An 18,744-nucleotide genomic window follows, 5' to 3' on the forward strand; every position below is an offset into this window, starting at 1 on the left:
TGCGGATGTTAGGAAACTGGATTGTCGCCTTCATTGCGCAACTTGTCCTTCCTGTTCCTGCACGACTTCGGTCGGTTCGCCGGAACGCAGCATTTGTGCGCCCTTCGTGACGATCAGCTCGCCTTCCTGCAGCCCGCCTTCCACGAGTAGCCGCCCCTTTTCGTATGAAAGCACCTTGATCGGAACCAGCGTTGCCACCTTGGAATCCTTCGAGAGCCTCCAGACGGCTGTACGCCCGGCATCCGAAGTCATTGCGCTCCATGGCAAAACGACCACCTTCACCGTGTCCATATGAACCGTGCCGGTCACTGTGGCCCCGAGTGCCATCTGAGGCGGGGTTTGCGCTATGCCGACCTTTAACCGTACGGTTCCAGTCTGCGCATCGACCACCGGCGAAATCTCACGAACCTTGCCTTCGGCACTTATCGACGCATCGGACAGCAGCGCAATCGTTACGTCCATTCCGATTTTGGCATGATTGACCAGTGTTTCCTGCACATCGAATACCGCGTCGCGTGGACCATCCTCGGCAATCGAGAACGCTGTCTGCGCAGCCTGCACGACCTGCCCGGCCTCGACATTGCGCGCCGTAATCACGCCTGAAACGGGTGCCTGCAATTCAGTGTAGGAGAGCTGATCGCGTGCATCGTTGAGCTGGCTTTCAGCGCTGGCAAGAGCGCTTTGCGTCGTTTGCAGGTTCTGGTTTGCCTGATCGTAGGTGCTGCGAGTGGTGAACCCTTGTGCCAGCAATGCCTTCTGTCGCGCAAAATTGGCCTGGGCCTGCACCAGCTGCGCCTGCGCGGCATCTTTCGACGCCAGTGCAACGCGCAGATTGGCCTGTTGCTCAACATTATCGATGCTGGCGAGAGGCTGCCCCTTTTCCACGTGCTGGCCGATCTCGACCAGACGCTGCACAACCTGACCGTTCAGACGAAACGAGACATTGACAAGCGACCGTGCCGCAATGGCGCCGGATAAGGTCAGTTTCGGTTGATAATCGCTGGCGACTGCCTTTACCGCTGCCACCGGCACGATGTCGAGCGAGTCGGCATGCGCCTGCAACATTGCGCCCGGCGCAAGCAGCCCCAGGCAAAAGAGCAGTATACGGGGTGCTTTGAAATGGGGAGCAAGCTGGCACATAACGCGCCTCCACCCATTCTGCACGCTGTAAATGAATGGTTTTGCTGCCATTTACACGATTCTCACTGGTTTGGTTCTGTTGAGAATGCAACTAAAGCTTTGCAGAGAAAAGCGGCGTTGTAAAAGATGATGAATCATAGTTATCGCTATTAAAGTCTTTTCGAAAACACTTACTCAGGAGCAATCGGTAGGCATTGCCTTCGATCAGAGAATTTATAAGTAGAAATATATAGTTGTGTTGAATTTCAAGAATATAGGCGGCGGCTAACTCGTTGCCTCCTCGACAAGCCTTTTACCGGCAACATTCAATTCGTAACGTGTGCGTTGCGTGCGCGGATCGCGCTGTTTGATCCGCACATAACCGTGGTCCTGCCCGAGCACTGAAATTTCCCGAAGCACAAGTGCATGAGCGATCCCCAGCGAACGCGCAAAAGTTCGGCTATCCGACGCGATATCCAGCGCCAGCGCGGCGATGATCCCGGCACCAAGCCCGGTCAAATTGCTGGACGCCGTCATCAAAGCGTCGACGAACGCCATATATTCCGCTTCGCCCTCATCCATCATGCAGCTGCCGATTTAAGGGGGCGGAACGAAACGATCACCGATTTCGATGTGGGCGTGTAGCTTTCATCACCAGAACTGGCGAGCGGCACCAGCACGTTCATTTCCGGATAGTAGCCCGCAATACAACCGCGCGGGATATCATAGGGCACGAAGCGGAAATCGCGCGCGATACGCTCCACGCCGTCATCGAATTCGCCAACAATATCAGCCCGGTCACCGGCCTCGACACCGATATCCGCCATGTCAGCTTCATTCATGAAGACGACCTGTCGTTCGCCATAGACACCGCGATAGCGGTCATCCATGCCATAAATGGTGGTGTTGTACTGGTCGTGGCTGCGGAAGGTCTGCAGCACATAACGCCCCGGCGTACCGCGTGCCTGCTGATGCTCGACAGCTTCCGGAAGGGCGCCGGTCCAGAATGTGGCCTTGCCCTTTGTCGTATTCCATTCCAGCTCACGGGCAGAATTGCGCAAATGGAAGCCACGCGGAACCCGTACACGAGCGTTGAAATCGTAGAAGTCCGGCAACACACGGGCGATATGGTTGCGGATAAGATCATAGTCGTCGGCAAGCTCCAGCCAGTTGACTGGCTGCGGCCCTAGCGTCGCCTGCGCCATACCCGCAATGATCGCCACTTCCGAACGAAGATGTGATGAAGCAGGCGCATTAATGCCGCCCGAACCGTGCACCATGCTCATGGAATCTTCGACTGTTACGATCTGGGCCACACCTCTGGAATTGAGGTCGATCTCGGTGCGGCCAAGGCAAGGCAGGATGAAAGATTCCTGCCCCGGCACCAGATGCGAATGGTTGAGCTTGGTTGCGACATGAACCGTCAGGCGCTGGCCGGAAAGCGCTTTTGAAATCAACGGACTATCCGGAGTGGCCCGGGCGAAATTGCCGCCGAGACCGATAAATGCCTGAGCCGACCCGTCGAGCATGGCACCGATGGCACCCAGAACGTTGTGCCCCGGCTCACGCGGAACATTGAAGCCAAATTCCTTTTCCAGCGCATCAAGAAATGCGACTGGAGGCCGTTCGTTGATGCCGACGGTACGATCACCCTGCACATTGGAATGACCGCGCACCGGACAGAGACCCGCACCGGGCCTGCCAATATTGCCGCGCAGCAGCATGAAATTGGTGATTTCGCGGATCGTGATCACCGAATGACGATGCTGGGTGATGCCCATCGCCCAGGTGCAGATGACCCGATCCGATTCCATATAGATCTTTGCGGCGCGCTCCAGCGACTGCCGGAGAAGTCCCGACTGGTCCTCGATTTCTTCCCACGACGTGCTGTCCACCGCAGTGCGATAGGCTTCCAGTTCCGCTGTATGTGTGCTGAGAAATTCCCGGTCGAGGATTGATGGCTTGCCTGCGGCGAGTGCGGCATCATCCGCTGCGAAAACCGCCTTGGCCATACCGCGGAAAGCGGCAAGATCACCGCCAAGACGCGGCTGGAAATAATCGCTCGCTATGGCTTCGCTGCCGCCATGCAGCATTTCAAGCTTGTTCTGCGGATCAGCGAACCGCTCCAGCCCGCGTTCGCGGATCGGATTGAAAACGACAATGCGCGCACCGCGCTCGGCAGCACGACGCAAATCACCCAGCATGCGGGGATGGTTGGTGCCCGGATTCTGACCGACCACGAAAATGGCATCAGCCATTTCGAAATCTTCCAGCAGGACGGTCCCCTTGCCGACGCCAACCGACTGTTTCAGCGCAACGCCGCTAGCCTCGTGGCACATGTTGGAGCAGTCGGGGAAATTATTGGTCCCATAAGCGCGTACGAACAACTGATACAGAAACGCAGCCTCGTTCGAGGCACGGCCCGACGTATAGAACTCAACCCGGTTTGGGCTGTCGAAACTCTTGAGAATGTCGCCGATAGTCCTGAACGCCTCATCCCATTCGATGGCTTCATACTGATCGGTCGAAGCATTGTACCGCATCGGATGGGTCAGGCGCCCGGTATTTTCCAGATCGTAATCCGTCCAGTTGCGCAGCTGCGAAACCGTATGCTCCCGAAAAAAGGCAGGCGTCGTGCGCCGGTCGGTCGCCTCCCAGGCGACAGCCTTCACACCGTTTTCGCAAAATTCAAAAGATGAGCCATGTTCCGGATCACCCCAGGCACAACCGGGGCAATCGAAACCGTCCGGCTGGTTCGCCTTGAGAAGCGTGCGCGCGCCGGAAAGAGGAGCGCCACTTGCAAGCAATTGCTTGCCGCAGCTCTTCAATGCACCCCATCCACCCGCTGCAGCGGATCGCTTGCCGATGAAACCGGTCTTGGTGGCCTTGCTCATCCGTTACCCTCTAACCCAGTTGCGGGACCGCCTTCTTCGAGTGGCAAAGATGCCTTGGGCGGGTGCCAATATCATAAGTGGAATTACACGGTCCTTCAATTAACCGCGAGGCAATTGTTATTCGATACTTGTTCGTACTTGATTTCGGCCGCGCGATCCGTCATGCGATTGGTCAAGAAAAATTACCACAAGGGGTGGGATAGATGCCCAACATCGTTGAAATCGCCGATCTGAAGCGGCTTGCCCAGCGCCGCGTCCCCAAGATGTTCTTTGATTACGCGGATTCTGGCGCATGGACCGAGTCGACCTATCGCTCAAATGAAGACGACTTCAAGAAGATCAAGCTGCGCCAGCGTATTCTCGTCGACATGACGAACCGTTCGCTGGAAACGACGATGATCGGCGAGAAAGTGTCCATGCCGGTGGCTCTCGCACCGACCGGCCTGACGGGCATGCAGCACGCGGACGGTGAAATGCTGGCAGCACAGGCTGCCGAAGCCTTTGGCGTTCCCTTCACCCTTTCGACCATGAGCATCTGTTCCATCGAAGACGTCGCTTCGGTGACAAAGAAGCCGTTCTGGTTCCAGCTATACGTGATGAAGGACCGCGATTTCGTGAAGAACCTGATCGGTCGCGCCAAGGCGGCTGGCTGCTCGGCATTGGTGCTGACACTCGATCTCCAGATTCTCGGCCAGCGCCACAAGGATATCCGCAACGGCCTTTCCGCCCCGCCGAAATTCACCCCGAAGCATATCTGGCAGATGGCAACCCGTCCCGGCTGGTGCCTCGGCATGATGGGCACGCAGCGCCGCACGTTCCGCAACATTGCCGGTCACGCCAAGAATGTTACCGACCTTTCTTCGCTCTCCTCATGGACGGCTGAACAGTTCGATCCGCAGCTCAACTGGAACGACGTTGCCTGGATCAAGGAACAATGGGGCGGCAAGCTGATCCTTAAAGGCATTCTCGATGTGGAAGATGCCAAGATGGCAGCCAAATCAGGTGCCGACGCGATCATCGTGTCGAACCATGGCGGACGTCAGCTGGATGGCGCACCGTCCTCGATATCCATGCTGCAGCCGATCGTTGATGCCGTTGGCGACAAGATCGAAGTGCATGTCGATGGCGGCATCCGCTCCGGCCAGGATGTGCTCAAGGCCCGCGCACTTGGCGCTCAGGGCGTGTATATCGGTCGCCCGTTCCTCTATGGCCTCGGCGCCATGGGCAAGGACGGCGTAACGCTGGCACTCGACATCATCCGCAAGGAACTGGATGTCACGATGGCGCTCTGCGGCAAGCGGGATATCAACGATATCGACAATTCGATCATCCATTCGATAAACTTCTGATAACGACAGGAGCCGGCCTCGCGTCGGCTCCTATACTTTAGAAATTGCTTGCATAACATCGCGTCACACGCGAGTACCGGCGACTGATGCACCGCAAGGTTACTTAAAAATAACCAAGTGTTAAACATATCTCTTTACCATATCCGGCAGTACGGCTTGTGAGCCGTTTTTCTGTTCGGATTTGGAGTGGGAACCGATGAAGTGCACTTCCGCCATTGCCATCGTGGCTATCAGTCTGATGGCGGGATCAGGAGCGGCGTTTGCCGCCGACATAATTGCAGACCCTGTTATTGAACCCATGCCGGAACCGGTTAATTCGTCCGGCTGGTATATTCGTGGCGATCTCGGTTACAATTTCAAATCCAGCACGGATGGCGACTGGAGCTTCTGGAACCAGTTCGATCCGCCCTATCGCGGCATTGACGACACGCTACGCTACGATGATTTCGACCTCAAAGCAGGCGCAACTTACGGCGTGGGTGTCGGTTACCGCTTCACCGATATGTTCCGCGCCGATGCCACACTCGACTTCTTCCGTGCAGGCATCAACGGTCGCACCGCCTGTCCGAGCTATGTGAAATCTGCCAAGGGCTTCAATCCGGTCGAGGACAACTGCAACTACGAGGATTCCTCGACAGCCAATATCTGGACGGCCATGGCAAACGCCTATGTCGACCTGCCGCGTGTAGGACCTGTGACGCCTTATCTCGGCGCGGGTCTTGGCGCCGCCTATGTGCAATATGACGACTGGAAAACCCACGAAGTCTGCGCAGGCTGCACCTATTCCAGCGAAAAGGACGGCCTCGACAGCTGGCGCTTCGCAATGGCTCTCATGGCCGGTGTCAGCTACGATCTCACCGAGCAGCTAAAACTTGATGTCGGTTACCGCTATATGCGCATCAATGGTGGCAAAGCCTACGGTTTTGACGCAGCCGATCGCAGCACCAACCCTTACGGCAATGCCGAAGGACCGGGCGCCACCGGAACGCAGGCCAAGGACAATGGCTTCAACATGCACACGATCCGCGCCGGTCTTCGCTACGAATTCCGTTAAAGAAAGTGATCTTTCGGATAGAAAGCCCGGTCAGTGCCGGGCTTTTTTTCATTTCAGCCGCGTGAAGTCGGTGCTTTTGACAGAAGCACCGTGCGGATTGCGAAACTGGAATGGATGCGCGCGACACCGGGCAATCGCGACAGGATTTCCTTGTGAATGATCTCATAAGCCGCAGCGTTTTCGGCTTCGACGCGCAAAATGTAATCCGCATCGCCTGTCATGAGATAACATTCCTGAACTTCAGGGTGCCGCCGCACCGCTTCCTCGAAACGATTCAGAAACTCCTCTGTCTGCCGGTCAAGCGTAATGCGTACGATAGCGACGAGCCGCTCATCGCCGTCGGATGAACCGACGATGGCCGTATAACCACGGATAACGCCGCTTTCTTCCAATATCTGCACCCGCCGCAGACAGGCGGACTGCGAAAGCCCTACTTCGCTGGCGAGATGGCTGTTGGTCATGCGCCCATCACGGCGCAGGCAACGGATGATATTGCGGTCGATACTGTCGAGCGTTGGCATGAATAATCTTCAACCCTGGAGCTAAAATATGCGCAAGATGTGCGAAAATTCGCATAATATGCGACAAATAGCAAAAACATTCGAATAGTCTTCGACTAATATGCGAGCAAGCTTTGGGAGTGAGGAGTCACAAGGTTTCTCAACCGAGGCTTATATGCTTTGGGCGGCAGACGATCCATATCGACAATGACCTTCCAGGCGTTCTCGTAGCGTAGTGAGCAGTTTGGAAAGAACCGTGCAAATGGTTGAGATGTCGATGCAATTTTCACAGGATGAGCGCGATCTTGCCGCCGGTGGCGTATTGACCATCGACCTGTCGGCGCTGCGTCACAATTATTCGGCCATTGCCCGTCATATCGCCCCCACCCGCGCTGCTGCCGTTGTGAAGGCAGATGCCTACGGGCTCGGCGCCAGTCGTGTTGCGCCAGCTTTTTACGATGCCGGTTGCCGTGACTTCTTCGTCGCCCATCTCGGCGAAGCGATAGCGCTGAAGCCGTTTCTCCAGCCCGACGCGACGCTCTACGTTTTGAACGGTCTTCAACCGGGAACCGAAGAAGCCTGCGCCCGCGAAGGCATTCTGCCAGTTCTCAACTCGCTGGAACAGATTGAAAACTGGGCGGCACTCGCCACCAGACAGGGCAAGAAGCTGCCCGCCCTGCTCCAGCTCGATACCGGCATGTCGCGTCTCGGCCTGTCGCCGAAGGAATTTGAACGCTTTCTTGAGAACGCCACGCTTCTGGATGCCATCGACATCAAGTTTGTCATCAGCCACCTGGCCAGCGGTGACGAACCGGAAAATGCGGCAAATGCCCGTCAGCTTGCCAATATGACCGCGCTGCTTGCGCGCCTGCCAAAACTGCCGGTTGCTTTTGCCAATTCCGGCGGCAGCTTCCTCGACAAGACCTATCATTTCGACCTCGCCCGCCCCGGTGTCGCGCTTTATGGCGTTGGACCGAAAAGCGAGATCATTCCTGTCCTCACCCTTTCGGCACGCGTCATTCAGGTGCGCGAGATCGACAAGGGGGCGGCGGTTGGCTATGGCGGCGCCTATATCGCCGAAGGGCCGATGCGGGTTGCAACGATTGCTGTCGGATATGCCGATGGCTGGTTCCGTTCTCTCAGCAACAAGGGTGCGGCCTTCTTTGGCGATACGCGACTGCCGATCATCGGCCGTGTGTCGATGGACTCAATCACGCTCGACGTCAGCGCATTGCCGGAAGGCACGCTGAAACTCGGCAGTCTTGTGGAGCTGATCGGCCCGCACCAGCGCCTCGAAGACGTGGCGCGCGATTGCGACACTATTCCCTATGAAATTCTGACTGCGCTCGGCAACCGTTATGCACGTGTCTACGTGGAGAGCGGCGCGAGCGACATAAAAGTATAAGACAAGAGGCGAACATGCAGATCACCATTCTCGGCAGCGGCGTCATTGGCGTTACGACCGCCTACTACCTCGCCAAGCTCGGTCACGAGGTAACCGTTGTCGACCGCGAAGAAGGCCCCGCACTGGAAACGAGCTTTGCCAATGCCGGTCAGGTTTCGCCGGGCTATGCCTCGCCATGGGCCGCGCCCGGCATTCCGTTCAAGGCCGCGAAATGGCTGTTCCAGAAGCACGCGCCACTAGTTTTGCGTCCGACTTGCGATCCGGTTCAGTATAGCTGGCTCCTGCAGATGCTCGCGAACTGCACCGACAGCCGTTACAAGGTCAACAAGACCCGCATGGTGCGCGTAGCCGAATATGCGCGCGATTGCCTTGTCGATCTGCGCAAGGAAACCGGCATCGAATACGACCAGCGCATGCAGGGCACGCTCCAGCTTTTCCGCGAGCAGTATCAGCTCGACGGTATCGGCAAGGATATTGAGGTACTGCGTCAGGATGGCGTGCCGTTCGAAGTCCTCGACCGCGAAGGCTGCGCCAAGGTGGAGCCGGCACTTGCCCGCGTGAAGGACAAGTTCGTCGGCGGCCTGCGTCTTCCGCATGACGAAACCGGCGACTGCTTCAAGTTCACCAATGCGCTGGCAAAGATTGCCGAAGGACTCGGTGTAAAATTCCGCTTCGGCGTCAACATCAAGTCGTTACTGATGTCCGGCGGCAAGGTTTCCGGCGTCGAGACCTCCGAGGGTGTCCTGACCGCCGACCGTTATGTCGTCGCTCTTGGCAGCTATACGCCTGCGCTCGTCAAATCGCTTGGCCTTAACGCCCCGATCTATCCGGTGAAGGGCTATTCCATCACGGCACCGATTGTCGACGAGGATCGCGCTCCGGTTTCGACGGTGCTCGACGAGAGCTACAAGATTGCGATCACCCGTCTTGGCGACCGCATCCGCGTTGGCGGTATGGCGGAAGTCTCGGGCTTCACCACGGACCTGCCTGCCGCGCGGCGCGCAACGCTCGATCTGTCGGTAACGGACCTGTTCCCCGGCGGCGATCTGAAAGCGGCAACCTTCTGGTCCGGCCTGCGCCCGATGACACCGGATTCCACGCCGATCATCGGTGCAACGCGCTACGACAACGTGTTCATCAATGCCGGTCACGGAACGCTCGGCTGGACGATGTCGTGCGGTTCCGGCAAATTGCTCGCCGACCTTATTTCCGGCAACAAGCCGGATATCCGGGCCGACGATCTCGGTATTTCCCGCTACGAATAGACTATTTGCACGAAATTGAATCGCCTTCCTCAAGGCGATTCAAAAACTCGGCGGCGTGCAGGCGCTGACGATTTCGCATGGCACCGGTCCGACGCAACGGAACCGGTGCGGCAGCTTGCTGGAAAAGTAATAGGCGTCACCCGGCCCCAGAATGCGGCGTTCACTGCCGACCGTCACTTCGATGCGGCCAGAAATGACGATGCCGCCTTCCTCGCCCTCGTGCATCAAAAGCACTTTTCCCGTATCGGAACCCGGCTCATAACGCTCCTTCAGCATCTGTAAAGAGCGCGAAAACAGATGGTCTCCCACCTGCCGATAGGAAATTGGGCCCTTGCCGATTTCCACCAGTTCCTCGGCCTGATAGAATACCTTGTGCGGCGCATCCGGTTCGAGCGCGAAAAACTCGGCCATGCCGATGGGAATACCGTCGAGAATGCGCTTCAATGCACCGACGGACGGATTGGACTGATTGGCCTCGATGAGGGAGATGGTGGAGTTGGTCACACCTGCCCTTTTGGCCAGCTCACGCTGCGACAGATTCTGCCGCATGCGCACATAACGAAGCCTCCCGCCGATATCGATGCTCATCGAACTCTTCCCCATGTTTATGATGTTCGATATAGCACAAACTTGATAATTATCCCACATAAAAACAATAGCTTAATATCTTGAAGAAAAGGACTTGTTGCACCTCGCAAAGCGTGGCCTGCTGCTTACAAATAGGAGGTAATTATGCTCACCAAAACCAACACGCCAAGCCTTGAGAACTTCTGGATGCCGTTCACCGCGAACCGGCAGTTCAAGGCAGCGCCTCGCCTGCTCGCAAGTGCTTCGGGCATGTATTACACCGACACCGATGGCAATCAGGTTCTGGACGGCACGGCTGGTCTCTGGTGCTGCAATGCCGGTCATGGCCGCAAGCGCATCACCGAAGCTGTCGAGCGCCAGATTTCGACCATGGATTTCGCACCGACCTTCCAGATGGGCCATAATGTGGCTTTCGACTTTGCTGAAAAGCTCGCGGCCATCGCGCCGGGCGGACCGGATGCAAAACTTGACCGCGTATTCTTCACCAATTCCGGTTCGGAATCGGTCGATACCGCACTGAAGATCGCCATCGCCTATCAGCGCGCCATCGGCCAGGGCACCCGCACCATGGTTCTGGGTCGCGAAAAGGGCTATCACGGCGTTGGTTTCGGCGGCATTTCCGTCGGCGGCCTTGTCAATAACCGCCGCGTCTTCCCACAGATTCCTGCCGACCATCTGCGTCATACGCTCGATATCGAGAAGAACGCCTTCTCCAAGGGCCTGCCTGCAAACGGCATCGAACTTGCCGACGATCTGGAACGTCTCGTCCAGCTGCATGGCGCTGAAAAGATCGCTGCGGTTATCGTTGAACCGATGTCCGGTTCGGCTGGCGTCATCCTGCCACCGAAGGGCTATCTGGAACGCCTCCGCGCTACGGCAGACAAGCATGGCATCCTCCTGATCTTCGACGAAGTCATCACCGGTTTCGGCCGCCTCGGCACGCCGTTTGCCGTTGATTATTTCGGCGTCGTGCCCGACCTCGTGACAACCGCCAAGGGCCTGACCAATGGCGCCATCCCGATGGGCGCAGTCTTCGCTGCCCGCAAGGTCTATGATGGCCTCATGACCGGCCCCGAAAACGCCATCGAGTTGTTCCATGGCTACACCTATTCCGGCCATCCGGTTGCCGCTGCTGCCGGCCTTGCAACACTGGAAGTCTATGCCGAGGAAGGCTTGCTGACGCGCGGTGCGGAACTTGCCAATCATTGGCAGGAGGCACTCCATTCGCTCAAGGGCGTTTCGAACGTCATCGACATTCGCAACCTCGGTCTGGTTGGCGCCATCGAACTCTCGTCGCGCAAGGATGCACCGGGCGCCCGCGCCTACGATGTTTTCGTGGATTGCTTCAAGAAGGGCCTGCTCATCCGCGTAACCGGCGATGTGATCGCGCTTTCGCCACCGCTGATCGTGGAAAAGGAACAGATCGACACGATCGTGTCCGTCATCGGTGACGCCATCAAACGCGCAGCCTGACCTTCACCCAAGTCATGCTGCCTTTTAGAGCGCATCCCGAAAAGTGTGCAACGGTTTTCGGACAAGATGCGCTCTATTTTTAAACTACGCATCGATTTTTAGACCGATGCGCTCGCCGCCGCTGTTCCCCTGCGGCGGCTTTTTTTTGATAACAGCAATTCATTCGCCGCTATCGGGAAATATCAAACCGCGATACTATTCAGAACGTATATTGTCTTGTTTCGGGAACCTTTTGGCCTCGCATACATCCAATGAAACTCCACAGGAGTTTGACCCATGCGTGCAAAAACAGCGTTACCCGCCACCTCTCCAACATTTCAGGATGATCTTGTCCTCGCCCAGTGCGCAAAAATGCACGATCTGGAAGCGCTGCGCAAAGTCATGCAGACCAACAATCAGCGGCTCTATCGTCTGGCCCGCGGCATCGTGCGCAACGACAGCGAAGCGGAAGATGTGGTTCAGGAGACCTATTTTCTGGCTTTCAGGAGTCTTGATCGCTTTCGCGGCCAATCCAGCCTGACCACGTGGCTATCCCGTATTGCAATTCACGAAGCCCTCGGTCGTCTGCGCAAAACCCGGAAGGTCGAGAAGCTTCTTGAGACCACACCCGACACAAACAATATCATCCCGTTTCCATCCGACATGAGCGTGAATGACCCCGAACGCAGTTTTGCGCAGCGCCAGATATTGCAGCTGGTCGAACAGGCAACGGATAATCTGCCGGAAATTTTTCGCCTCGTATTCGTCGCACGGGTCATTGAAGGCTTGAGCGTGGATGAAACAGCCGAATTGTTGAATCTGCGCCCGCAAACCGTAAAGACACGTCTTCACCGCGCCCGATATCTGTTGCGAAAACAGCTGGACGAGAAAATCGGCCCTGTATTACTGGATGCCTTTCCCTTCGCAGGCAAACGCTGCGAGCGGATTATAACCGCCGTTTTGGCGCGGCTGGACGAACTGACATAATGTCAGGAACCTTTTGAACTCTCCTGCATCCAATAGCTGTCACTAGAGCATTTCCAGCAAAAGTGCGAAGCGGTTTTGCGTAGGATAATGCGACGAAACAACTATCTGGAGCCCGTAAAAAGGCGCCGGACAAGGGAGAGTTCCATGTCTATTCGTTCAGTTGTATCCGTTGCTACAATTTGCATTTGCGGCAGTCTGTCTTTGGCAATTGCCCATGACGGAAAATTACACGATCCGGCGATAGCCCATATCGCCTACACGGCAGGCGCCATCGATGTCGCGGCTGCCAAACAGGCCCTCGAAAAATCCAAAAACAAAACGGTGCTTGAGTTCGCACAGACCATGCTGCGTGATCATGAAGCGGTCAATCAGCAGGCGCTCGCTCTGGTCAAGAAACTGAACGTCACACCGGAGGATAACGACACAAGCAAAGCCTTGTCCAAAGCGGCAGCAGAAGAACTGACCAGGTTGAGCAAGCTCGATGGCGCAGCTTTCGACAAATCCTATGTCGACAACGAGGTTGCCTATCATAAGGAAGTGAACAAGGCGCTGAAAACCGCACTTATCCCGTCCGCCAGCAACACTGAACTGAAGAGCCTGCTCAAAACCGGTCTCAAATTGTTCCAGAGCCATGAGCAACATGCCGAACACATCGCCATGTCTTTGAAATAGGACCGGTCCGATGAGATATGTTCAAGCTGTCACCATACTTGCCGGGCTGCTGATTATCAGTGTCCCGGCAGAGGCGAAAACGATTGAGATTACGGTCGAGAAACTTGCTTTTTCGCCGCAGAACATTGAGGCAAATGTGGGCGATGTGATCGAATGGAACAACAAGGACCCCATGCAGCACACCGCAACCGTAAAGGGAGGATGGGATATTCTCCTGCCACCCGGGAAGGTTACGAGACAGGTTCTGAAATCGCCAGAAGCGGTCAAATTTTACTGCCGTTTTCACCCCGATATGATCGGAAAGCTAACAGTCAAACCATGACGAAAAGCGCGCCGATGCGTTTGCCGGGCCGTAATGTGCAGGACCAGCCACTTATCCTCCCTGCGATGGCGTGAAATTCGCCACCAGCGCATGGCTGTCGCCGGGATAGGTAAAGCGTACATGTGTTACCGGCTGGTCAGCATTCCAGGTCTGGCGCTCGATCACCAGACAGGGCGCCCCCAGCGGAATACCGAGCATGCCAGCATTTTCCTGCGTGGCGGCAATCGCACGTATCGAGTGTTTTGCGCTACTCCACGGCACGCACGAAACCAGCCATGGTCCCGGTGAATTTTCAGCAAAGTCAGTCTGCGCAGCGGTCGGAACCGCATCCAGACTGATGATGCGCTCTTCCAAAGCGAAGACACGCTTGCCGGCATAGTGACGGCAGACGAGTTCAACCAGCGGCGTATGGCGCGGCATGTCGATATGCCTTGCATCGGCTGGTCCGCTCAATCGCTCGCGCCGGCTCGTCAGCTCGAACCGATAAGCGGCGCCAAGCGCTGCTACTTCATCGCGAATATCGTGGATTTCGAGGATTGCGGCCTGCGATTGCGGAAAGGAAACAAAACTGCCGGATCTCCGCTTGCGCTCAATCAGACCGGCCTTTGCCAGCTGCGTCAGCGCCTTGTTCACGGTCATGCGTGAACAGCCATATTGTTCCGTCAGCTCGTGTTCGAACGGGATGCGATGACCGGGCAGCCATTCTCCTGACAGGATGCGCGATTCTATATCGTCCAGAATACGCTGATGCAGCGAAAGCACCGGTGCGTCCTTTACGATCAAATCTTCGCCAGCCATGCCATCTCCTGTCAGGCGAGTAATTCGCCGATCACTGTCTGGAAAGCACGCTCGGCTTCATCGCGCAAGCGGTGACGCCCGCCTTCCACCTGTTTAACGCCGCGCACCCATACATCGGACGGTCGTGCGCGACCGCCAAAAATCCAGCCATCGAGCACTGCGTCGCCTTTTGCATGTGGCAGACGCGCCGCATCAAGCGCAACGAAATCGGCCGAAGCCCCCGCTTCCAAGCCATCGCCTGCGCGTCCCATGGCGATATTGCCGCCGGTCACCGCGCCATCGAACAGTGCGCGGCCTGTCGAGCCTGCGTTCTCGGCCAGAACATTGCGCGCGCGGTGCAGGAGACGCTGCGAATATTCGTACTGGCGTAACTCATCGCTAATGCCGATCAGCACATTGGAATCCGAGCCGACGCCGAACTTGCCGCCTGCTTCGTGGAAGACCGTGGCATTGAAGGTTCCGTCGCCGAGATTGGCCTCCGTCACAGGACAAAGACCAGCAATCGCGCCCGCCTCGGCCATACGCACAGTTTCCGCATCGGTCATGTGGGTCGCGTGAATGAGACACCAGCGCGAAGACAATTCCTGATGATCGAGCAGCCATTCGACCGGTCGTTGGCCCGACCATGCGATGCAATCGTCCACTTCCTTCACCTGTTCGGCAATATGAATGTGGATCGGCGCATTGGGCAGAAGTTTTGCTGCAAAAGCCAGCTCATCCGGCGTCACAGCACGCAAGCTGTGCGGGGCTACGCCAAGCACGGCACCATCGAAACCGACAAGCGCCTTCTGGCAGCCTTCGATTAGGCGCGCAAAGCTTGCTTCATCATTGATAAACCGACGCTGGCCTTCATTCGGAGCAGCACCGCCAAAGGTCGAATGCGCATAAAGCACTGGCAGCAATGTCAGGCCGATACCCGCTGCTCCGGCCGCGGAAACGATGCGATCCGCCATCTCGGAAATATTGCCGTAAGGTGTACCGTCGCGGTCATGATGCAGATAGTGAAACTCGCCGACGCGGGTAAATCCTGCCTCCAGCATGTCGACATAAAGCCGCAGCGCCGCAGCTTCGGCCTGTTCCGGCGACATGGTGAGCGCAAACTTGTACATGATCTCGCGCCAGCTCCAGAAGCTGTCAGCAGAAGGTCCACGCCGCTCAGCCAGTCCTGCCATGCCATATTGGAACGCATGGCTGTGCAGATTTGGCATGCCTGAAACGATCACTGTATGGTGTTCGTCGCCCGACTGCGCACTGACGCCGGTTTCCACAGATGCGATTTTTCCATCGACAATGCCAAGACGCACATCATCCGCCCAACCTGTTTGCAGAAGCGCCTGACCGGCATGGATAAATTGCGTTTTTGTGGCTGCGGCAGACATTCGAACAAGCTCCTCATTTCGCCAAATTCACACGCCGATCTTTCAACAGATCGCAAATGGATGCATTTTTTCTCTTGGCGGCTCCGTTAATATGTATATACATTATTGAAAAACAGGGGAAGCGAGAAAACGCTCATGCCAGATAAAACAAGCTACATTTTCAGCAACGCCCGTATCGCCACCTTGGGTGAAAACGCCGAGGGTCTGGGGCTCATCGACAATGCCGCGCTCGCCGTGAAAGACGGCAAGATCGCTTATGTCGGTCCGGAAAATGCTCTGCCTGCTGAATATGCATCTTTCGAGAAAATCGACTGCGAGAACCGCCTGATCACGCCCGGCCTGATCGACTGCCACACGCATCTTGTCCATGCGGGCAACCGCGCCCATGAATTTGAGCTGCGCCTGAATGGTGCCACTTACGAAGAAGTGGCACGTGCAGGCGGCGGCATTGTTTCCTCAGTCAAGAACCTGCGTGCTGCCAGCGAAGATGATCTGGTGCGCGAAACCCTGCCCCGTCTCGATGCACTGATTGCAGAAGGTGTCACCACCGTTGAAGTCAAGTCCGGCTATGGCCTCGACCGTGACAGCGAAATCAAGTCGTTGAAAGCCGCCCGCCGTCTTAGCGAAGAGCGCGACGTGGCGGTCCGCACCACCTTCCTTGGCGCGCACGCCCTGCCGCCGGAAATGAATGGCGACAAGGCCGCCTATATCGACCGCGTCATCAACGATATGCTTCCGGCTATCGCCGCTGAAAATCTGGCCGATGCGGTTGACGGTTTTTGCGAAGGCATCGCCTTCCTGCCGGATGAAATCACCCGCGTCTTCGATGCGGCCAAGGCGCATAATATTCCGGTCAAGCTTCATGCCGACCAGTTGTCCAATCTGCATGGTGCGGCTCTTGCAGCATCTTATGATGCGCTTTCAGCCGATCATCTGGAATATACGGATGCGGACGGCGCTGCCGCTATGGCCAAGGCCGGAACGGTAGCTGTGCTGCTGCCCGGCGCCTACTACTTCATTCGCGAAACACAAAAGCCGCCGGTCGAGCTTTTCCGTGCTGCGGGTACCAAGATGGCGCTCGCCACCGACAACAATCCCGGCACCTCGCCGCTGACCTCGCTTCTGCTCACCATGAATATGGGCGCAACGCTCTTCCGCATGACGGTCGATGAATGCATTGCAGGCGTGACCCGCGAAGCAGCGCGCGCACTCCGGCTTCTTGATCAGACCGGCACGCTGGAAATTGGCAAGGATGCCGACCTCGCAATCTGGGACGTCGAGCGCCCGGCAGAGCTTGTTTATCGCATCGGCTTCAACCCGCTCTGGAAGCGTGTGTTCAAAGGCCAAATCTGAGTTTTTGTTTCAACGCGCATCTCGAAAACCGCTTCACGTTTTTCGAGATGCGCTCTTTGGGAGTTTTCCATGACCCTCGTATTGAAGCCCGGCAGCGTGCCGCTTGAAACACTTGAAACAATCTATCGCGAAGGTCTCCCCGTCCGCATCGACACTGCTTTTCACGCAGGCGTCGAAAAGGCTGCGGCACGCATTGCGGAAATCGCGGCAGGGGATGAACCGGTTTACGGCATCAATACCGGCTTCGGAAAACTTGCCTCGATCCGTATTGCGGCGGGCGATGTCGCCACGCTCCAGCGCAATCTGATCCTGTCGCATTGCTGCGGCGTCGGCGAACCGCTTTCGGAAAATATCGTGCGCCTCATCATGGCGCTGAAGCTGATTTCGCTCGGTCGTGGCGCTTCCGGCGTACGACTTGAAGTCATCACCCTCATCGAAGACATGCTGGGAAAAGGCGTGATCCCGATGATCCCGGAAAAGGGTTCCGTTGGCGCGTCCGGTGACCTTGCACCGCTGGCGCACATGACTGCGGCCATGATCGGTGAAGGTGAAGCCTTTTATCAGGGCGAACGCCTGCCGAGCGCGAAGGCACTCGAAAAGGCCGGGCTGAAGCCGGTTGTGCTTGCTGCCAAGGAAGGGCTGGCGCTGATCAACGGCACGCAGACCTCGACTGCTCTGGCACTGGCAGGTCTTTTCCGTGCGCATCGCGCCGCACAGACAGCGCTCATCACCGGCGCATTGTCCACCGATGCCGCCATGGGATCGGACGCACCTTTCCACGAGGAAATCCACACGCTACGCGGCCATAAGGGCCAGATCGACGCTGGCCGGGCACTGCGCGCCCTGCTCGAAGGTTCCATCATCCGCCAGAGCCACCTTGAGGGCGACCAGCGCGTGCAGGACCCCTATTGCATTCGCTGCCAGCCGCAAGTTGATGGCGCTTGCCTCGACATTCTGCGTCAGGCAGCCCGCACACTGGAAATCGAAGCCAATGCGGTCACCGACAATCCGCTCGTTCTCTCGGACGGTCGCGCCGTGTCGGGCGGCAATTTCCATGCCGAACCTGTTGCCTTCGCCGCCGATCAGATTGCGCTGGCCGTCTGCGAAATCGGCGCGATTTCGCAGCGCCGCATCGCGCTTTTGGTTGACCCCGCCCTCTCCTTCGGTCTTCCTGCCTTCCTCGCCCGCAAGCCGGGCCTCAATTCCGGCCTGATGATCGCAGAAGTCACCTCTGCAGCACTCATGAGCGAAAACAAGCAGATGGCGCATCCGGCTTCGGTCGATTCCACCCCGACCTCGGCCAATCAGGAAGACCATGTGTCCATGGCCTGCCATGGCGCGCGCCGCCTGTTGCAGATGACCGCCAACCTCAACGCCATTATCGGTATTGAGGCGCTGACCGGCGGATTAGGCGTCGAGCTGCGCGAGCCGCTGACCACTAGCCCCGAGCTTGCCAAGGTGATCGCCGCGTTGCGCGGCCGCGTGCCGACGCTGGAAGACGACCGCTATATGGCAGACGACCTCAAGAATGCCGCTGAGCTGGTGGCTGACGGTGCACTTGCCGGGGCGGTTTCGAGCGGCATCCTGCCCTCTCTGGAGGCGTGATC

17 protein-coding genes are annotated in these 18,744 nt (G+C 57.2%); 10 read left to right on the forward strand and 7 right to left on the reverse strand.

The window, feature by feature from the left end:
• Positions 1-30 precede the first annotated feature (30 nt).
• From FG152_RS12645 to FG152_RS12655, 3 genes are all read right to left on the reverse strand, one after another.
• Complete coding sequence (locus tag FG152_RS12645; protein WP_376749533.1) at positions 31-1,065, reverse strand: efflux RND transporter periplasmic adaptor subunit; 1,035 nt, start codon at positions 1,063-1,065, stop codon at positions 31-33.
• 339 nt (positions 1,066-1,404) lie between these two features.
• Complete coding sequence (locus FG152_RS12650) at positions 1,405-1,704, reverse strand: hypothetical protein (protein WP_010659519.1); 300 nt, start codon at positions 1,702-1,704, stop codon at positions 1,405-1,407.
• Positions 1,701-4,013, reverse strand: a complete 2,313-nt coding sequence (locus tag FG152_RS12655; protein WP_010659518.1) for an FdhF/YdeP family oxidoreductase — start codon at positions 4,011-4,013, stop codon at positions 1,701-1,703. The genes FG152_RS12650 and FG152_RS12655 overlap by 4 nt, the downstream gene beginning before the upstream one ends.
• A 203-nt stretch (positions 4,014-4,216) precedes the next feature.
• Here FG152_RS12655 and FG152_RS12660 point away from each other — a divergent pair, with 203 nt between their 5' ends.
• On the forward strand, positions 4,217-5,362 hold the full coding sequence (locus tag FG152_RS12660) for an alpha-hydroxy acid oxidase (protein WP_010659517.1): 1,146 nt from the start codon (positions 4,217-4,219) through the stop codon (positions 5,360-5,362).
• Positions 5,363-5,558: 196 nt separating this feature from the next.
• Positions 5,559-6,416 carry an outer membrane protein gene (locus FG152_RS12665; RefSeq protein ID WP_010659516.1) on the forward strand — a complete coding sequence of 286 codons (858 nt, stop codon included), beginning with the start codon at positions 5,559-5,561 and terminating at the stop codon, positions 6,414-6,416.
• A gap of 53 nt (positions 6,417-6,469) precedes the next feature.
• Here FG152_RS12665 and FG152_RS12670 read toward each other — a convergent pair whose 3' ends face one another.
• On the reverse strand, positions 6,470-6,937 hold the full coding sequence (locus FG152_RS12670; RefSeq protein ID WP_010659515.1) for an Lrp/AsnC family transcriptional regulator: 468 nt from the start codon (positions 6,935-6,937) through the stop codon (positions 6,470-6,472).
• Between the two features lie 241 nt (positions 6,938-7,178).
• Here FG152_RS12670 and alr point away from each other — a divergent pair, with 241 nt between their 5' ends.
• Together alr and FG152_RS12680 are read left to right on the forward strand one after the other, a co-directional pair.
• Complete coding sequence (gene alr / locus FG152_RS12675; protein ID WP_010659514.1) at positions 7,179-8,321, forward strand: alanine racemase; 1,143 nt, start codon at positions 7,179-7,181, stop codon at positions 8,319-8,321.
• A 14-nt stretch (positions 8,322-8,335) separates the two neighbouring features.
• The gene (locus FG152_RS12680) at positions 8,336-9,586 is read left to right on the forward strand and encodes a D-amino acid dehydrogenase (RefSeq protein ID WP_010659513.1); all 1,251 of its coding nucleotides are present in this window, start codon (positions 8,336-8,338) and stop codon (positions 9,584-9,586) included.
• A gap of 39 nt (positions 9,587-9,625) precedes the next feature.
• Here the strand turns inward: FG152_RS12680 and FG152_RS12685 are convergent, their stop codons facing one another.
• A complete protein-coding gene (locus FG152_RS12685; protein ID WP_010659512.1) occupies positions 9,626-10,174 on the reverse strand; it encodes a cupin domain-containing protein in 549 nt (182 codons plus the stop codon).
• Between the two features lie 144 nt (positions 10,175-10,318).
• Here FG152_RS12685 and aptA point away from each other — a divergent pair, with 144 nt between their 5' ends.
• The 4 genes from aptA (at position 10,319) to FG152_RS12705 (ending at position 13,607) form a co-directional block, all read left to right on the forward strand.
• Complete coding sequence (gene aptA, locus FG152_RS12690) at positions 10,319-11,647, forward strand: omega-aminotransferase AptA (RefSeq protein ID WP_010659511.1); 1,329 nt, start codon at positions 10,319-10,321, stop codon at positions 11,645-11,647.
• 276 nt (positions 11,648-11,923) lie between these two features.
• Positions 11,924-12,613 carry an RNA polymerase sigma factor gene (locus FG152_RS12695; RefSeq protein WP_010659510.1) on the forward strand — a complete coding sequence of 230 codons (690 nt, stop codon included), beginning with the start codon at positions 11,924-11,926 and terminating at the stop codon, positions 12,611-12,613.
• Between the two features lie 144 nt (positions 12,614-12,757).
• Positions 12,758-13,285, forward strand: coding sequence for a DUF4142 domain-containing protein (locus FG152_RS12700; RefSeq protein ID WP_010659509.1), 528 nt, complete (start codon positions 12,758-12,760; stop codon positions 13,283-13,285).
• A gap of 10 nt (positions 13,286-13,295) precedes the next feature.
• A complete protein-coding gene (locus FG152_RS12705) occupies positions 13,296-13,607 on the forward strand; it encodes a cupredoxin domain-containing protein (protein ID WP_010659508.1) in 312 nt (103 codons plus the stop codon).
• Between the two features lie 51 nt (positions 13,608-13,658).
• On the opposite strand, the gene hutC is transcribed toward FG152_RS12705, so the two are convergent.
• Both hutC and FG152_RS12715 read right to left on the reverse strand, forming a co-directional pair.
• Complete coding sequence (gene hutC / locus FG152_RS12710; RefSeq protein ID WP_010659507.1) at positions 13,659-14,405, reverse strand: histidine utilization transcriptional repressor HutC; 747 nt, start codon at positions 14,403-14,405, stop codon at positions 13,659-13,661.
• An 11-nt stretch (positions 14,406-14,416) separates the two neighbouring features.
• Entirely contained in the window at positions 14,417-15,784 is a 1,368-nt protein-coding gene (locus FG152_RS12715) for a formimidoylglutamate deiminase (RefSeq protein ID WP_010659506.1), read from the reverse strand.
• A gap of 135 nt (positions 15,785-15,919) precedes the next feature.
• Between FG152_RS12715 and hutI the strand changes: the two genes are divergently transcribed.
• Both hutI and hutH read left to right on the forward strand, forming a co-directional pair.
• Positions 15,920-17,137: an imidazolonepropionase gene (gene hutI / locus FG152_RS12720; protein WP_010659505.1), complete on the forward strand. Its 1,218-nt coding sequence runs from the start codon at positions 15,920-15,922 to the stop codon at positions 17,135-17,137.
• A gap of 69 nt (positions 17,138-17,206) precedes the next feature.
• Positions 17,207-18,742, forward strand: coding sequence for a histidine ammonia-lyase (gene hutH / locus FG152_RS12725; RefSeq protein WP_010659504.1), 1,536 nt, complete (start codon positions 17,207-17,209; stop codon positions 18,740-18,742).
• Positions 18,743-18,744: the final 2 nt, after the last annotated feature.

It is taken from the genome of Ochrobactrum sp. XJ1, assembly GCF_024701725.1.
GTDB lineage: Bacteria > Pseudomonadota > Alphaproteobacteria > Rhizobiales > Rhizobiaceae > Brucella > Brucella anthropi.

Bases quoted from the DNA above. Each gene is read 5' to 3' on its own strand.
- FG152_RS12655 (WP_010659518.1), bottom strand. From the start codon at position 4,013: ATGAGCAAGGCCACCAAGACCGGTTTCATCGGCAAGCGATCCGCTGCA.
- FG152_RS12685 (WP_010659512.1), bottom strand. From the start codon at position 10,174: ATGAGCATCGATATCGGCGGGAGGCTTCGTTATGTGCGCATGCGGCAG.
- FG152_RS12680 (WP_010659513.1), top strand. From the start codon at position 8,336: ATGCAGATCACCATTCTCGGCAGCGGCGTCATTGGCGTTACGACCGCC.
- FG152_RS12695 (WP_010659510.1), top strand. From the start codon at position 11,924: ATGCGTGCAAAAACAGCGTTACCCGCCACCTCTCCAACATTTCAGGAT.
- hutH (WP_010659504.1), top strand. From the start codon at position 17,207: ATGACCCTCGTATTGAAGCCCGGCAGCGTGCCGCTTGAAACACTTGAA.
- aptA (WP_010659511.1), top strand. From the start codon at position 10,319: ATGCTCACCAAAACCAACACGCCAAGCCTTGAGAACTTCTGGATGCCG.
- alr (WP_010659514.1), top strand. From the start codon at position 7,179: ATGGTTGAGATGTCGATGCAATTTTCACAGGATGAGCGCGATCTTGCC.
- FG152_RS12665 (WP_010659516.1), top strand. From the start codon at position 5,559: ATGAAGTGCACTTCCGCCATTGCCATCGTGGCTATCAGTCTGATGGCG.
- hutI (WP_010659505.1), top strand. From the start codon at position 15,920: ATGCCAGATAAAACAAGCTACATTTTCAGCAACGCCCGTATCGCCACC.
- FG152_RS12645 (WP_376749533.1), bottom strand. From the start codon at position 1,065: ATGTTGCAGGCGCATGCCGACTCGCTCGACATCGTGCCGGTGGCAGCG.
- FG152_RS12705 (WP_010659508.1), top strand. From the start codon at position 13,296: ATGAGATATGTTCAAGCTGTCACCATACTTGCCGGGCTGCTGATTATC.
- hutC (WP_010659507.1), bottom strand. From the start codon at position 14,405: ATGGCTGGCGAAGATTTGATCGTAAAGGACGCACCGGTGCTTTCGCTG.
- FG152_RS12715 (WP_010659506.1), bottom strand. From the start codon at position 15,784: ATGTCTGCCGCAGCCACAAAAACGCAATTTATCCATGCCGGTCAGGCG.
- FG152_RS12660 (WP_010659517.1), top strand. From the start codon at position 4,217: ATGCCCAACATCGTTGAAATCGCCGATCTGAAGCGGCTTGCCCAGCGC.
- FG152_RS12670 (WP_010659515.1), bottom strand. From the start codon at position 6,937: ATGCCAACGCTCGACAGTATCGACCGCAATATCATCCGTTGCCTGCGC.
- FG152_RS12700 (WP_010659509.1), top strand. From the start codon at position 12,758: ATGTCTATTCGTTCAGTTGTATCCGTTGCTACAATTTGCATTTGCGGC.
- FG152_RS12650 (WP_010659519.1), bottom strand. From the start codon at position 1,704: ATGATGGATGAGGGCGAAGCGGAATATATGGCGTTCGTCGACGCTTTG.